The organism is Saccharopolyspora taberi (genome assembly GCF_039534165.1).
Taxonomy (GTDB): Bacteria; Actinomycetota; Actinomycetes; order Mycobacteriales; family Pseudonocardiaceae; genus Saccharopolyspora_D; species Saccharopolyspora_D taberi.
On record NZ_BAAAUX010000011.1, the window covers coordinates 234954 to 249551 of the forward strand.

13 protein-coding genes are annotated in these 14598 nt (G+C 72.4%); all 13 read right to left on the minus strand.

The genetic code is table 11. The features are described 5' to 3' along the window. Positions 1-6: 6 nt before the first annotated feature. Complete coding sequence (locus ABD691_RS10240) at positions 7-378, minus strand: hypothetical protein (protein WP_344679318.1); 372 nt, start codon at positions 376-378, stop codon at positions 7-9. After that, entirely contained in the window at positions 375-5240 is a 4866-nt protein-coding gene (locus tag ABD691_RS10245; protein ID WP_344679319.1) for a CHAT domain-containing protein, read from the minus strand. The genes ABD691_RS10240 and ABD691_RS10245 overlap by 4 nt, the downstream gene beginning before the upstream one ends. Positions 5241-5242: 2 nt before the next feature. After that, positions 5243-7477: a hypothetical protein gene (locus ABD691_RS10250; RefSeq protein WP_344679320.1), complete on the minus strand. Its 2235-nt coding sequence runs from the start codon at positions 7475-7477 to the stop codon at positions 5243-5245. Positions 7478-7485: 8 nt separating this feature from the next. Beyond that, the gene (locus ABD691_RS10255) at positions 7486-7944 is read right to left on the minus strand and encodes a hypothetical protein (protein WP_344679321.1); all 459 of its coding nucleotides are present in this window, start codon (positions 7942-7944) and stop codon (positions 7486-7488) included. Between the two features lie 230 nt (positions 7945-8174). Further along, complete coding sequence (locus tag ABD691_RS10260) at positions 8175-9266, minus strand: hypothetical protein (protein ID WP_344679322.1); 1092 nt, start codon at positions 9264-9266, stop codon at positions 8175-8177. Positions 9267-9337: 71 nt separating this feature from the next. Next, complete coding sequence (locus ABD691_RS10265) at positions 9338-10051, minus strand: DUF899 family protein (RefSeq protein ID WP_344679323.1); 714 nt, start codon at positions 10049-10051, stop codon at positions 9338-9340. Beyond that, positions 10048-10389, minus strand: coding sequence for an ArsR/SmtB family transcription factor (locus tag ABD691_RS10270; protein ID WP_344679324.1), 342 nt, complete (start codon positions 10387-10389; stop codon positions 10048-10050). The genes ABD691_RS10265 and ABD691_RS10270 overlap by 4 nt, the downstream gene beginning before the upstream one ends. Next, positions 10379-10801: an SRPBCC domain-containing protein gene (locus tag ABD691_RS10275; protein WP_344679326.1), complete on the minus strand. Its 423-nt coding sequence runs from the start codon at positions 10799-10801 to the stop codon at positions 10379-10381. Before ABD691_RS10275 ends, ABD691_RS10270 begins: the two co-directional genes overlap by 11 nt. Positions 10802-10874: 73 nt before the next feature. Beyond that, the gene (locus ABD691_RS10280) at positions 10875-11795 is read right to left on the minus strand and encodes a DUF4331 family protein (RefSeq protein ID WP_344679327.1); all 921 of its coding nucleotides are present in this window, start codon (positions 11793-11795) and stop codon (positions 10875-10877) included. Positions 11796-11956: 161 nt separating this feature from the next. Beyond that, entirely contained in the window at positions 11957-12418 is a 462-nt protein-coding gene (locus ABD691_RS10285) for an ester cyclase (RefSeq protein ID WP_344679328.1), read from the minus strand. Beyond that, positions 12415-13662, minus strand: coding sequence for an MFS transporter (locus tag ABD691_RS10290; RefSeq protein WP_344679330.1), 1248 nt, complete (start codon positions 13660-13662; stop codon positions 12415-12417). Before ABD691_RS10290 ends, ABD691_RS10285 begins: the two co-directional genes overlap by 4 nt. A gap of 31 nt (positions 13663-13693) precedes the next feature. Beyond that, on the minus strand, positions 13694-14128 hold the full coding sequence (locus ABD691_RS10295; RefSeq protein WP_344679331.1) for a hotdog fold domain-containing protein: 435 nt from the start codon (positions 14126-14128) through the stop codon (positions 13694-13696). Further along, on the minus strand, positions 14121-14597 hold the full coding sequence (gene acpS / locus ABD691_RS10300; RefSeq protein WP_344679772.1) for a holo-ACP synthase: 477 nt from the start codon (positions 14595-14597) through the stop codon (positions 14121-14123). Before acpS ends, ABD691_RS10295 begins: the two co-directional genes overlap by 8 nt. Position 14598 lies beyond the last annotated feature (1 nt).

A 14598-nucleotide genomic window follows, 5' to 3' on the forward strand; every position in this document is an offset into this window, starting at 1 on the left:
CAACGGTCATCGGTCGAACTCGACCAGGCTGTCGATCAGGGCTCGCGCGGGGAACGCGCCGATCTCGGGGGGAATCGACGCGGGCTCCGATGCTTCCAGAGCGAGCCCGGCCAGCTCGCGCCGGATCCGCTCGCGGGCGCGTCCGATCTCGGCGCCCGGGTCGACGTCGTAGACCAGCAGGTCCGCCAGCAGCCGGGTCCTGGGGTCGCGCAACTGGTTCCACGCCTTGTGCGCGGCCTGGTTCATCAGACCCCGTGCCATGAGCGTGAACGATGCGTCCTCGACCTCGGAGTGCGCGGATTCCGGGGTTATTCCGGCAGGAGCGAGCACGTCGTAGGGGAACGGCCCGCTCCAGGCGGTCGTGGGATCGATGATCATCGGTGGTCGCTCCCGTCCTGCCTGCGCCGGGCCAGCTCCTCGTCGAGCGCGGTCAGCAGCGCGGCCCGGACCGCGGCGTTGCCCGGATCGAACCGGGTGGCCCGGACCAGCGCGTGCACGCTGCCGACCGGATCGTTGCCCGCCCTCCTGCGTTCGGCCTCCTCGGCCAGTGCCCGCGCCCGGCCCGGTGCGTCCAGCGCGGCGCCCGCCTCGTCGCCGTAGGTTCGCACCAGACCGCCGAGTTCGTCGAGATCGAGCTTGGCCAGCAGCGAGGATTCCAGCTCGGCCAGCACGTCGCCGAGGCTTTCCAGCAGCCAGCTGTTCGGCAGCACCGGGGCGAGCCCCTCGTGGACGATCACGTAGGCCTCCCGCAGGATCGCGAACCCGCCTGCGGCGGTCCGGCCGCCGGGCAGCCCGGTCCGGCCGTAGACCAGCGCCCGCGCGAGATGTCCGCGCACCAGCGGGGATTCCGGGTTCAGCTGGAGCGCTTCGCGCAGCACCTCGACGGCCCGCCGGATGTCGGGCTCGATCCCCTGCTCGCGGCAGGCGGATCCGTACCACACCCCGGCGTCGACCAGCATGTCCGCCCACTTCCGGGTCAGCGTCTGCCGACCGCGCGGACCGACCACCGCCCGCGCCTCGCGCACCAGCGCGATGGCCTCGTCGAGCCGGTCGATCCGCCGGAAGCTGACCAGCGACTCCACCCGGCCCAGGACCATCCGCAGCACGGCCTCCCTGGTGCGGACCGTCATCGCGGCGTTGGCCGAAACCTCGATCGCCGCGCCGAGTTCGGCGATCGCCGCCGCACCCTGGTCGCGGCCCGCCAGCAGGTCGCGGGCGAGCGAGAGGTGCGCCCACACGGCGAGTTCGACCGCGTCTTGAAGCAGCCGGAACCGCCGGTTCGGCAGCATCGCGTGAGCTGGGTTGCGCTCCAGGAAGTCCTGGCAACGCGGGCAGTCCGCGGGCTCCGCGTGGGATTCCGGCCCGCCGCAGTCGGCGGGCAGTTCGGTCAGCCGCTGCCGGTGGAACTCCGGCAACGCGCGCAGCGCCGCCTCGAACCGGTGGTGCTCGATGAGCGCGAACGCCGCGGACAGCTCGGAGAACGACCAGCGGAGCCTGCGCAGCACCACGCCCTCCGACTCGGCACCGTCCACCTGGGCCGGGTCGGCGTTCGCCGCGAACTTCCCCAGTTCCCCGGCCAGCCCCAGCATCCGCACGTACGCGGGCCCGCAGGCCAGCGTCCCGGTGGGCAACGGCAGCCCGCCCGCTTCCTTCAACGCCTGCGCGGCGCCGAGTTCGGCTTCCAGGAACGACACCAGGTTCCGGTAGCACTCGGCCTGCTGCGGCCGCCCCGCGCTGGTGTGGCGCTCCTCGTGGCGGGTGAGCAGGTCGTTGAGGTACCGGCCCAGCTCGGCGCGCAGCCGGGCGGAGTCGGCCGGGGTGACCGCGTGGCCGTAGCAGGCCGCCCGCGCCTGGCGCCAGGCGATCCAGTACTCGTCGTCGGTGAGCACCACGGCCCAGCAGGACAGGGCGGTGCGCCAGACCTGCTCGGCCTGCTCCCAGGCTCCGGTTTCCTCCAGTTCCTCGGCCTGCCAGAAGGAAGCCACCGCGATCCGGTGCACGACGGCTGTTTCTCCCGGCGCCTCCGCGAGTTGCGCCCACCAGGCCGCGAGGGCCTCCGCCCGGTTGCCCGCCAGCAGCTTGAGCAGCGGGGCGTCCTCGGGCAGCCGGGCGCACAGCCGCGCGAGCAGGGCCGGAGCGTCGCCCGGCTGGAGGTCGTCGAGTTCCCGACCCACGGCGGCGGGATCCCGGAACCGGTAGAGCCGCGCGTCCAGCAGCAGCCGCTTGGCAGGGGTGTGCAACTGGTCCCAGGCGACCCGCTCCTGCCAGCTGATCCCGCCGCGCTCCATCAGCGTGTAGATGGCGTCCTTGACGATCTCGGTGGGCGACGCCGGCGTCACCCCGGCCGAACGCAGCGCCCGGTACGGGAAGGTCTCCTCCCGCCACGCGACCGGATCGGCGACCAGCGCCGCGTTCGCCAGGCCGTCCGCCCAGGGCAGCGCGGCGAGCAGCCGCTCCAGCCGGTCACGCCTGCGGTCGCTGTCCAGCACCGGCCGGTCCAGCTGCTCGAAGGCCGCGATCGCCGCCGACCAGTGGCCGCCGCGCTCCAGGTCCCGGCCGTTCGCGTACGCCCGCCGGTCAGCCGAGTCCGCGTGCTCGGCGCAGGCGTCGTAGGCGCTGACCGCGCCGGACCAGTCGTCGCGCTGCTCGGCCAGGCGTCCGCGCGCGTAGCTGATCAGGGTCGCGGTGTCCCGGTGATCGCCCAGCGCCTCGGCCATGGCGAGGCAGTTCTCCCATTCCTGCCGGGAGATCGCCGACCGCAGCCGTGCGTAGTCCGACCTGGTCCGCGCGTCCTCGAAGTCGTCGGGCAGGGCCGCGTAGGCCGCGACGAGGCGCGCCCAGTCCGCCGACTCCTGCTCGGTCAGCCTGGCCCTGGCGTAGCTGGTCCGGTGCCGCAGATCCCGGTAGTCGCCGGGCAGGTCCCCGTACCGCGCCAGCGCGCCGGACCAGTCACCGTCCTGTTCGGACATCCGGCCTCCGGCGTAGCGGTGCGCCCGCGCGAGTTCCGGGTCGGCGTCGGCCACCGGTGCGTAGGCGGCCACCGCCGACGCCCAGTCCTCGGCCGCCTCGGCCAGCCTGCCCCGCGCCTCCCGGCGGGCCACGCCGACCCGGCCGTCCCGCTCCGCGTCCGGCGCGTCGCCGAGCAGCGCGAGCGCCGAGCGCCAGTCCTCGTGCAGCGCGGCGATCCTGGCCCGCGCGAACCGTCGGCGGCGCCCGACCTCGCCGTCGGCGAAGCCGTCCGGCAGTTCACCGAAGCCCGCGATCACCTCGGCCCAGTCCTCGCGGACGTCGGCCGACCGGCCCGCCGCGTACTGGATCCGCGAACCCGTGTCGAGCAGCTGCCTGGGCAGTTGCTCGTAGTGCCCGCAAGCCGCGTCCCACTCGCCGTCCTGCTCGGCCAGCCGTCCGCGCGCGTAGTCGAGCCGGACCAAGGCGTCGGCGTGCTCGCAGCCCTCGAACCGCTCGACAGCGAGTGCCCAGTCCTCCGCGGCTTCTGCGACCCGCCCCTCGGCGTATTCCTTGCGCCCCGCTACCTGCTCGATCGGCAGAACGCCGTAGCACGCAACGGCTTTCTCCCAGTCCTGCGCTTCCTCCGCCTCCTGGCCCGCCCGCTCCGCGTGCTGCTTCGCAGCGGTCAACCGCGCGTCGACATCACCGAACCCGGCGGGCCGTTCGTCCAGGACCCGCTGGTAGTTCCGCAGCGCCGACGCCCAGTCCCCCGCCGCGTCGGCCCGGCGCGCGTCGTCGGCCAGGGCGGCGAGCCCGGCCGCGCGGTCGACCTCGTCGCGGAGCTGGTCGAACAGCGACGCCGGCAGCAGCTTGCGGACCTCGTCGAGGAGTTCGCGGGCGCGGCCGGGATCGTCCTCCTCGGCCAGCACCGCGCACAGCTGCTCGATCCGCGGCCAGGCCAGCTCGATCCGCGCCTCGGTGATGAGGCGGTCCTGCTCCGGTGTCCGCTTCCCGGTCCGCAGCGTGCGCAGCACGCCATCCCAGTCGTAGCGGGAGCGCAGGAACGTCGCCGCCGACAGCACGCTGGTCATGTTCACGTTGCCGGGCGCGGTGAGCCGGTCCAGCGCGGCCTCGCCCGCGCGCAGCGGGTCGGCCACCTCGTCGCCGTCCTCGTGCACCTCCCGCGCCTTGAACAGCCAGCCGTGGCCGTGCTCCCGGTGCAGGAACAGCACCGGGGTGGCCCATTCGATGGAGGTGTGGCCGGGCAGGCTCGCGATGTGCTGGCGGGCGGCGGTCATCGACTCGTCCACCGTCCGGTTCGAGCAGATGCCTTCGAGCAGCCGCGGCCCGAACGTGCCCGCCGCGCGGTCGGTCACCACCCCGCTCATGGCCGCCACCGCCGGAATCCCGCGCCCGATCAGGGCCTGCGCCACCCCGGAGAACGGCTCGACCCGGGCGCTGTGCGCGCCCGAGCACAGGTTCAGCACGACCAGCCGCAACCGCCGCGCCTGCACGAGGATTCCGCTCAGCAGCTGGCCGTTCATGTGGTCGGTGCCGCCGCCGTCCTCGGATTCGAGCAGGACCACGCCCTCGCCCATGGCCTCGTCGAAGCGCCCGTGCGCGATGAGCAGGACGGCCGCGGGCTGGTCGGAGTGCTCGGTGAGCCAGGACTCGACCTCCCGCCTGGTGGCGTGCCGCAGGACGGTCCTGCGCACCGCCAGTTCCGGCAACGCGCGCTCGAGCTCGGCCAGCTCCCGTTCGTACTCCAGCGGCGGCAGCCCCGGCGGTGACGCGACGGCGACGAGCAGCTCGATGTGCTCCGGCTCGTCCGCGGCGACGGGCAGCCGGTGGGCGGACGGGTCGCCGGGCAGGGAGCGGGTGACCGACAGCGTCGCGTTCAGCGCGAGCGTCTGCTCGGCTCGTTCCGCCGGTGAGCACAGCGCTTCCACCGGCAGGTCCTGGAGTTCGGACGGCAGGTCGAAGCGCAGCCGCAGGCAGGGCGGGCCCGGCTGGGCGCGCGCCGAGCCGAGGCAGGCGCTGATCTGGTCCGGCAGCAGGATGCCGAACACCGACCGGCCCAGCTCCCGCAGCCGGGCCACGACGTTGGTGCCGCCGGTCGGCGCGTGGCCGAGCTCGATGTCGATCAGCTCGGTGAGCTCGCGGCGCAGCTCGGCGGGCTCGTCGCCGATGTCGAGCACGGCCGCGGCGTTGGCCGGTCCGTTGGCCAGCACCAGGTACCGCCGGGTGCCGACGCGGCGCACCCGGATCCGCAGTTCTCCGATCTCCAGCACGGCTACCGGCTCCGCCTCCTCACCAGACCGTTCCGCTCCTCGCGGGTCCGGTCCCGCTCCGCGCGCAACCGCTCGTGGCCGGGCCTGCCCGCGAGGCCTAGCTCGAACTGCTGGATCGCTTCGTTGAGCAGGTGCAGGGCCTGCCGCACGTCCCGCTCGCGGAGCTCGTCGTAGGCCCGCGCGCGCAGGATCAGGCCCAGGTTCAGCCGCGACCGCAGCAGGTGCGGGCTCAGCTCGACAGCCCGCCTGAGGTCGTCGTGGGCGGCGCGGGCGGCGTTCTGGTCCTTGTTGAACGTCTCGACACCCCTGGTCGTCAGCATCGCGGCCAGCCGCGTGGTCAGCCGGTCGCGCAGATCCGCGTCGCCGGTCCCGACCACGTCCAGCGCCGCGTCGAGCACGGCGACCGCGTCGGTCCAGTTCTCCTTGCGCGCGCAGGCTTCCGCCCGGCCCAGCGCGGTGTCGGCCACCAGCCGCCGCACCGCGTCGCTGCGGCCGAACTCCCGCGCGACGCGGTCGGCCTCGCGCCAGCACCTCGCGGCCTCGGCCGCGTTCATCCCGGGCTTGGTGATCTCAGTCCGCGCGGCTTCGAACAACGCCTGGACTGCCAGCGACGCACCGGCTTCGGCCAGCGCGGCGTGCTTGTCGGCCCGCGCGGCGAAAGCCGGGTTGTGGCGGTCGAATTCCGGGCAGCCCGGTTCGCACGCGCCAGGCGGCGTGCGTTTGCGGCAGGACGGGCAGCGCAGGTCCATCGCCAGCTCCGCAGCTTCCGCCGGTCTTCCGGCGGCCAGCTGGGCACCGGCGATGCCCAGGAGCGAGAAGTGGCGGAGCAGATCCGCCAGCCGCTCGTCGGAATCGCCCAGCCGCGCGACGAATTCGCCGAAATGCCGCTCCAGCCCGAGTTCGGCGATCCGCAGCGGCCCGCACACCAGCCGCGCCCCGCCCGCGCCGGGCAACGGCAGTCCCCCGAGCTCGCCCAGGACGCGCGCCGCCTCGTCCTCCCGGCTCAGCAACAGCACATCCCGCCCGGTTCCGTGCTCGACCAGCTGCTTCTCGATGAGCTCACGCAGGTTCGCGTGCAGGGAAGTCACGGTGTCCGCGTCCAACTCGCGGCCGTAGCGCCGTTCCGCGTCGCGCCGCCATCCCGAGGTGAAGTTCTCGTTGTGCAGCAACGACATCCACGCGCCGATGCAGGCTTCCCAGCTCGCGCCTTCCGGGGCGTCCTCGGCGCTTAGCGCGTGCAGCAGCATCGCCGCGTGGACGTGGCCGATCCGGTGATCGGTCGGGTCGTTGCGGACCAGGCGGCCGAGACGTTCGAGCCCGTCCGACCGGTAACCGCCCAGCCCGCAGACCAGCGCGTCGATCAGCTCCGGTTCCCCGTCGCCGCGGTGCAGCAGCGAGGCAGCCCGCTCCCACTCGCCCTGTTCCGCCGCGGCGAACGCGGCGACGCGCGGCGCGGGAGCCGAAGCCCTGCGGAAACCGCTGTGCTGCGGATAGCGGTCATGCAGCTCGCTCCAGGACTCGGCACCGGCTTCCAGGCGCCCGAGCCCGTAGGAAATGACCCCGTGCCGCAACAGGATCGCGTCGTCCCGGACGCCACCGGCCATCGCTCGCTCGTAGGCGGCGAGCGCGTCTTCGTCCCTGCCCTGCCGGTCCTGCGCCGTGCCAAGCACCGCCGCCGCGACGGGGTCCTCAGCGGCTTCGGCCGCGAAGGACTCGGCCTGCTCCCAGCGTCCGCGCGATAACAGCAACGTCGCGACCAGCAAGCGCGCCCGGTCGTCGAGAGGGCCGCAGCGGGCAGCCGCGTACAGGTCGGTCAGGGCGAGGTCCTCCCGCGCCCGCCGCACCCGCACGTAGGCCCGCTGCACATATGCCTTGCCCAGCCCGGAATCCCGCACCAGCGCGGCGCCGAGGAACCGCTCGGCGCGCGAGTAGTCGGCGTCGTGCGCGGCAGCGCACCCGGCCCAGTAGAAGCCGTCCGGAGCCTCCGGGCACAGCCGCTGCGCCTTCGCGAAGCGGCGGTCAGCGGCGCGGAAGTCGTTGCGGGCCAGGCAGATCCGGCCCAGCCCGACCTGCGCGTCCGCCGCGACGCAGGGGGCCGACCGGTCCCCTGCTCCGCTCGCCCACTCCAGCGCGGCGGCGAAGCTGTCCTCGGCCTCCGCCAGGTCGCCCGCGCGCAGCGCCCGCTCACCGGCGGAGTTCGCCCGCCGCGCGTCGGCGATCCCGGCGGGGGCTGCCATGGCCGCGGTTATTCGCCGGCTTCGTCGAGCTCGGACCGCCAGGCACCGCGGTGCCGGTCGTAGTGCAGCGGCCCGGACCGGAACGCGGACAGATCGAGCCCGACGAGCTGCTGGTACGCCTCGATCGGCAGGTCCTCCTCCAGGACGATCCGCAGCTTGCTGTCGGAGTCCTGCAGCACGAGCGGAATCCGCCGGTCCCCGTCCTGCTTGCCGCCCTTGCGGCGGGCCAGCGACTTCACGCCGCCGTAGATGTCCTTGACGGCCTCCGACCCGAGCCCGCTGAGGAACGCGTGCAGCGGCAGCGCCGCCAGCACGATCCAGCTGAACTCGGCGACGCTGCGATGCGCCAGCTCCCGCCTGCACTCGACCTCGAACCCGAACCCGCCGAACAACCCGGTCAGCTCCTGCTCCAGGTCAGCACCGACCTCGCGGTCGAGCAACAACTCCGCACGGACCAACGCGTCCACCATCCCGCCTGTGAGGTCGAGCTCTTCGGCGCCGATTATGCCGACAACCACCCCGCCCGTGGCGCATTTTCGCAACGCGGATTTGGACAATCAGTTCGTGCGGCGACGACTGCGCAGCCCGAGCCAGGCCGAGCGAACCTGCCGGGACGACGCAACCACCACCCCGTCACCGGCCGAGACACGCAACAGGGGACGACGCTCCGCACTCCCAAGCGCCGACCGCGAGCACGTCAGCGGTTGTGCGCGACGGCGAACGGCTGGGACTCGTACGAGTCGCCCATCTGGCCGGTGCCGCCCAGCCTGCCGTCCGGGAGCTCGGTCCCGTTGACCAGGGCGCCTTCCTGCGGGCCGTCGACGGGCTGCCACGAGGTGCCGTCGTAGCGCAGCAGGCCCTTGGTGCCGAGGCTCCACAGCGCGCCTTCGGCCTGCACGAGCTCTCCCACGCTGCCCTTCGGGTCGGGCGCCTGTTCCCGGGTCCACTTGGAGCCATCCCAGTGCATCAGGATCGGCTGGCTGGCTTCGGGGGTGTCGTACGGCGTCTGGGTCGCCGAGATCCAGACGTCGTCCGGCTTGTAAGCCGCGACCCCGTGGACGGTCACGTAGTCCGACTCGCCGGTCTCCAGCGGCGGGACCTCCACGTGGCTCCACCGCGCGCCGTCCCAGTGCATCGAGACGATCTGGTGCGGCCGCTCGGAGGTGATCCCGGCCATCCACAGGTCGTTCGGCGCGGCGCCGCCGATGCTGGAGAAGTTCTGGTTGTCGGTGGCCGGCGGCAGCGGAACCCCGCGCCACTGGCCGTTCTCCCAGCGGCTGGCGAAGCTGCGCGACAGCGGCTGGTCACCGTCGCGGTAGGCGTTGCCCACGACCCAGACGTCGGGTCCGACCGCCTCGACGTCGTGCGGCGAGATCCGGGGCGCGTCGGGCACCACCAGCGGGACCTCGGTCCACGCCCTGCCGTCCCAGTGGATGGTGGCGCCCCGGCTGACCTTGGTGAACTCGCTGACGGCCCACGCGTTGTCCGGGCCGGTCACCGCGGACGCGACGATCTGGCCGATGTCGGGCACCGGCTCCTCGGCCCAGCGCCCGGTGTCGTCGCGGCGGAAGCCCTGCGCGGTGAGCGAGGTCGGCGTGCCCGGCGGGCCGTAGCTGCCGAATGCCCAGGTCGCACCGCCGCCGCCGGCCACCGTGCTGATGTAGGACGACATGTCGGGCCGGGTCGGGAACTCCTCGCCGGTCCAGGTGCCCTGCGCGGTCGCGGATCCCGCCGTGCCCACGACCGCCACCAGGGCCACGGCCAGGGTCGCTCCGGTTCTTCTTGACATCGCTTCCTCTCAGGCGGCGAATCCCTACCCCCTGGAGACGCGGGCGAAGTCGATCAGGTTGCCCCGGAGGATCAGCAGCCGCAGCCGCCGAGCCGGGACCACTGCGCGGTCGGGCGTCCGCCGGTGCGCAGCAGGTCGCGGTCGAGGTTCCGCTGCGGCCATCCGGCGGGCGAGTCCTCCCACGACTCCTGCCGCCCGTAGGCGGTCATGTCCAGCAGCCCGTAGGTCGGCGCCATCACCTCGACGCCGCGGCCCGTCGTCCAGTACGTCTCGAAGATCCGGTCGCCCCGCCGCAGGTAGCACGCAAGCAGGAACGGACCCCGGCCCGCCATCAGCGCTTCCTCGGACCCGCGGACCGAGTACCAGGGCACGTCCCAGCCCATCAGGTCGCGGTAGCGGACGCTTTCCTCGTACGGGCCCTGGCAGAACGTGGCGTAGGTGATGCCGCGCGCGTGCAGGTAGGACAGTTCGCGGACCTGCCCGTTGTAGTACGTGCAGCCCTCGCACTGCCCTTCGGCCGGCTGGTCGTCGTGCCACATGTGGAAGTAGGCGATCAGCTGCTGCCGCCCTTCGAACACGTCGAGCAGCGCGACCGGTCCGCCCGGCCCGGTCAGCTCGGTCGCCGGATCCACCTCGACCATCGGCAGCCGCCTGCGGGCGGCGGCGATCGCGTCCGCTTCGCGGGTGTGCGCCTTCTCCCGGATCCGGAGCGCGTCCACCTCGGCCTGCCAGGTGGCGCGGTCGGTCACCGCGGGCGCGGCGGGGTTCGTCGTGTCGTCGGTCATTGCTGCTCCTTCTCGTCGAGGTGGCCCGACAGTGCGTCGAGCGAGGTGTCCCAGTCGCGCGCCAGCACGGCCAGGAACTGCTGCGCCACCCGCATCGGGGCGGAGTGCACCTGGTACCGGACGCGGCGCCGCTCCCCGGGCTCGGCGGTGACCAGACCGGCGTCGGTCAGCAGGGCCAAATGCTTGGCGATCGCCTGGCGCGTGATCGGCAGCCGGTCGGCCAGCTCCGTGGCCGTGGCCGGCCCCGCCGAGGCCAGCTCGGCGAGGATGGCGCGCCTGGTGGGGTCGGCCAGGGCGGCGAAGACCTGTTCGGCGACCGCCTCGGTGTCACGCGGCATCGAGGAAGTCGGCCAGTTCGCCCAGCTCGCGGTCCCAGCCCTCGGAGCGGGAATCGCGGCCCTGTTCGCCGGGCAGCTGCGCGAAGCCCGACTCGACCATCCGCAGCCGGGTGCCCGGCCCTGCCGGTTCGAGCGAGAACTCGACGTAGGTGCGGCGCGGGTCGTCCGGCGGCATCCCGCAGACCGGCCAGGTGAAGCCGAACACCGCAGGCGCCTCCACCTTTTCCACCCGCAGCTCCACCGCGTGCTCTCCTGGCCAGCGGACCCGGGCCGTCCCGCCCGGTCTCAGGTCGATCTCGGCTTCGCTGCCGAACCAGGACCCCAGTCCCTCGGCCGTGGTCAGCGCCGCCCACACCTTCTCCGGCGGATGCGCGAGCTCCACGATCCGCTCGATGCGATCGGGAAAACCCATGACGTCCTCCATGTAGCAACCGATTGGTTGCCACTCTATGGCAACCGATCGGTTGCGTCAATGGAGAACGCGGTCAGCCCACCGGCACGGCGTGCGGCGCGCCGAGGTAGGGGAACTCGGCGAGCAGGTCCGAGTGCGGTCCGATGTGGTCGGTGGTGATCTTCCCGCCGGACACCATCGCCAGCCGTGCGGAGGTGACGTCGTCGGTGAGCTTGCGGCCGTTGGGATAGGCGGCGGGCTTGCCGCGGTCGAACCGCAGGATGTCGGGCAGCACGGTGCGCAGGGTCTGCTCGGCGGTCTGCGGATCGTAGCCGCCGGTGTGCTGGAGAACCGCGGTCCACGGGCGCAGGTAGGTGTCCCAGTCGTCGGCTGGTTCTCCCGCGTTGTAGGCGTCCTTGGCGTTCTCCTCGTTGAAGTACGCGGTCAGGGACGGATGCGCGCCGCGGTCGACGGACGTGAGCTGCCCGTCGCGCCGCAGGCTCGCCCGCATCCACACCCCGATTTCGGCGTCCTGGCCCAACTCCGCGTCGGGCATCTCCAGCACCAGGCCGAAGACGTTCTTGTCCGCCATGGTGTCGTTGCCGGTCCAGCGGAAGTCGTTGCCGATGCCTTCCAGGTCGGCGAAGAACGGATCGCTGCGCAGTCCGGCGAAGAACCGGTACGGGCCCGTTTCGACCGCTTCGGCCCGCGGGCCGAAGTGCACGGGGGCGTCGGCGATGATCCGCTCCCCCGCGACATCGTGCCGGCGTGCTTCGGGACCGGTCGCGCGGTGGACGGTCACGGTCTGCCCGTCCTCCGGCCAGGAGAACGTGAAGCTGAACGCCACATCGGCGCGATGGTCGCCGTCGGTGTCGACGTTGATCCGGTACACCGCGTCCGGGTGCAGGGCGTCGTCCCCGGTGGCGAACGGGTGCACGTCCATGATCAGCACGGTGCGCTCGCCCGGCGCGCCGAAGGCGAACAGGTCGGTCAGGTCCAGGCGTGGATCGTCCATGGGAGGCCGCAGGTTCGGGCCGCTGAGGTGATGTGACATGCCACCAGCGTCAGCCAACTCCGGCAACATCGCAGGAGAGGTGCGAACGCCAGTGCGCATCTCCGGAAAAGCAAGCGGGCGGTAGCGGTCCGAAGACCGCCACCGCCCACCAGTGCGAGTGCTCAGATGGCTTTCAGGTCCGACAGCAGTCCGAGGGCGTCGGAGAGGACCCAGTACTCGACGCACTTTCCGTTCCGGAACCGGGTGAACGACATCCCCGTGTACTCGACGCGGGTTCCCGGCTCGGCCGCGGCCTTCGGGGCGCCGCCTGCGTAGGTGCCGGTCACGACGTACCCGCCCGCCACCAGGTCGCCCTCCTGGATCGGGCCCGGCGTGGTCCGGAAGCGCAGGTCGTGCAGCAGCGACCGGATCGACACGACCCAGTCCAGCAGGCCCTGCCGGGTCGTCACCTGCCCGGAGTCCGAGAATCCCAGGTACTTCGCCAGCGGCGGGAAGTGCACCGTGATGTCGTCGGCGACGAACGCCTCCGTCTCGGCGGGATCCAGTTCTCCGTTCCACAGGTCCACGAACTTCTCGAACGCGACCTTGCCGGGAAGCGTCCCGGCCGCGCCGCCGACCGTCATCGGGCGCCCTCCGCCGCCTGCTGCTTCTCCTGCGCGGCAACGGAACCCGCCACGCCCTTGATGCCCGCCAGCAGCGGCAGCACCAGCAGCGCGCACGCACCGCAGATCACGCCGATGACGACCCAGGAAACGCCGCGGTCCAGCAGCAGCGCCGCCAGGCTCGTCGCCAGCGTCATGCCCAGGTACTGCGCGGAGCTGTTCAGCGCCAGCGCGGTGCCGCGGATCTCCGGGCGCAGCTCGCTCACCAGCGCGGTCAGGCACGGCTGGCCGACGCCGACCGCGGTGCCCCACGCGATGAACGCGATCAGCACCAGCACCAGGTTGCTCCCGATCGCGGGCGTGGTGATCACCCCGGCGGCGGCGACGATCGCGGCCACCACCATCACGGTCCGCTTGCCGAACTTGTCCGCGAGCCTGCCGCCGACCAGCGCGCCCGCCATGCTGCCCGCCCCGGAGCCCATGATGGTCAGACCGGCCTGCGCCTCGTTGAGCTGGAACCGCTCGGCGTAGAACGTGCCGATGTTGGAGAACATCCCGTACAGCGCCGCGGCCCACAGCAGCGTGCCGACGAGGACGAACAGCACCGCCGGGGTCGAAACGGCGCTGCGCACCATGCCGAGAACCGCCTTGCCCGGGCTGACCTTCTGCGGCTTGCCCGCCGACGAACCCGGCATCTCCGGCAGCAGCACCAGCACGAGCACGAAGACCAGCGCCGTCGCGACCGCGATGACGAAGAACGCGGCCCGCCAGCTGGTCAGGAACGCGAGGTAGGAGCCGATCGGCACACCGATCACCGACGAGCTGAGCAGACCGGCCACCACCTTGCCGATCGCCTTGCCGCGCTGCTCGAACGGATGGGTGTCGGAGATCATCGCGTACACGCTGGGCATGATCATCGCCGCGCCGAGGCCGGACAGCGCGCGGCAGGCCAGCAGGAACGGGAAGTTCATCCCCAGCCCGGTGAGCGCGTTTCCGACGACGAACAGGACCAGGCCGGCGGTCAGGATCCGGCGGCGCCCGAGGCGGTCCGACAGCGCGCCGAAAAGCGGCGCCGACACCGCGAAGAACAGCGCGTAGACGCTGACCAGCAGACCCCCGAGCCGAGCGGGCGCGTCGGCGTCCTCGGCGATGGCCGGGATCAGCGGCGCGACGACCATCGAGTCGAGCCCGATCAGGAAGGCGCTCGACACACCTATCGCCATGACCCGGCCGGGGCTTGCTGCGTGCTGTGCTGGGGTACTCATCGATTCCTCTCCAACAGGAACTGGTCGCGCATCACTCGGCTCCGGTCGTCGTCGCGAGGGGCAGGCCGCCACTGCGACCGCGCGCCAGCGAAACGGGTACCACAGTAGTGCCGACACCCCGGCACACGACCACGGATTCGTCGAGTTCCTCCGCTGTCGTGGGCCCGAGGTCGTACCGGGCCCGGATCACCTTGCGGGCCTCCAGTTCGACCGTTCGGCGCAACCGGCCGCGCCGCACCAGTTTCGCGGTGGCCTCCACGAAGTCCCCGGCGTAGACCGGTGCCAGGAACTCCAGCGAGCTGTACCCGGTCAGCAGCCCCTCGTCCCCGTCGGTGCGGATCGTGATCTCGGTGACCAGATCGCCGAACAACTTCAGGATTCGCGCACCGTCCACCAGGTTTCCGCCGTAGTGGGCATCCTGCTGCCCCATCCGGACCCTGAGCGCGGCGGTGACCAGATCAGCCATCCCTGCTCCTCGTTCTCTCGTTTCCCGCTCCACGAGCCGAGATCTGCTCCACGGTGGCGCGCGCGAGCGCGTGCGCACCACCGCTGGTAGTCGACCCGTTCGCAGTGATGATGGCCACTGCGACCACGTAGTCCGCCTTGTGCGAGATGGAAACCGCGATGTCGGACGCGCCGATCGCGTCCGCGCGCGCCGACGCCGCCCCGGTCAGCTCCACGACCGGGGCGGCGTTGTCCGCGCGCAGGATTCCCACCTGCCGGGGTCTTATCCCCGCTGCCACTCCTGTTCCCAGCGCCTTGAGGACCGCCTCCTTCGCCGCGAACCGGCCCGCCAGGAACTCGCGGGAACGGCTCGCGCCGAACGTGTCGGCGATGGCGAGCTCGGCGTCGGCGTAGGTGTAGCGCCGGAACCAGGGGCGGGTGAGCAGCCGGTCCAGCTCACCCGCGCCCAGCACGTCGACGCCGAGGCGCATC

Bases quoted from the DNA above. Each gene is read 5' to 3' on its own strand.
- ABD691_RS10240 (WP_344679318.1), bottom strand. From the start codon at position 378: ATGATCATCGATCCCACGACCGCCTGGAGCGGGCCGTTCCCCTACGAC.
- ABD691_RS10250 (WP_344679320.1), bottom strand. From the start codon at position 7,477: ATGGCAGCCCCCGCCGGGATCGCCGACGCGCGGCGGGCGAACTCCGCC.
- ABD691_RS10260 (WP_344679322.1), bottom strand. From the start codon at position 9,266: ATGTCAAGAAGAACCGGAGCGACCCTGGCCGTGGCCCTGGTGGCGGTC.
- ABD691_RS10265 (WP_344679323.1), bottom strand. From the start codon at position 10,051: ATGACCGACGACACGACGAACCCCGCCGCGCCCGCGGTGACCGACCGC.
- ABD691_RS10270 (WP_344679324.1), bottom strand. From the start codon at position 10,389: ATGCCGCGTGACACCGAGGCGGTCGCCGAACAGGTCTTCGCCGCCCTG.
- ABD691_RS10275 (WP_344679326.1), bottom strand. From the start codon at position 10,801: ATGGGTTTTCCCGATCGCATCGAGCGGATCGTGGAGCTCGCGCATCCG.
- ABD691_RS10280 (WP_344679327.1), bottom strand. From the start codon at position 11,795: ATGGACGATCCACGCCTGGACCTGACCGACCTGTTCGCCTTCGGCGCG.
- ABD691_RS10285 (WP_344679328.1), bottom strand. From the start codon at position 12,418: ATGACGGTCGGCGGCGCGGCCGGGACGCTTCCCGGCAAGGTCGCGTTC.
- ABD691_RS10290 (WP_344679330.1), bottom strand. From the start codon at position 13,662: ATGAGTACCCCAGCACAGCACGCAGCAAGCCCCGGCCGGGTCATGGCG.
- ABD691_RS10295 (WP_344679331.1), bottom strand. From the start codon at position 14,128: ATGGCTGATCTGGTCACCGCCGCGCTCAGGGTCCGGATGGGGCAGCAG.
- acpS (WP_344679772.1), bottom strand. From the start codon at position 14,597: ATGCGCCTCGGCGTCGACGTGCTGGGCGCGGGTGAGCTGGACCGGCTG.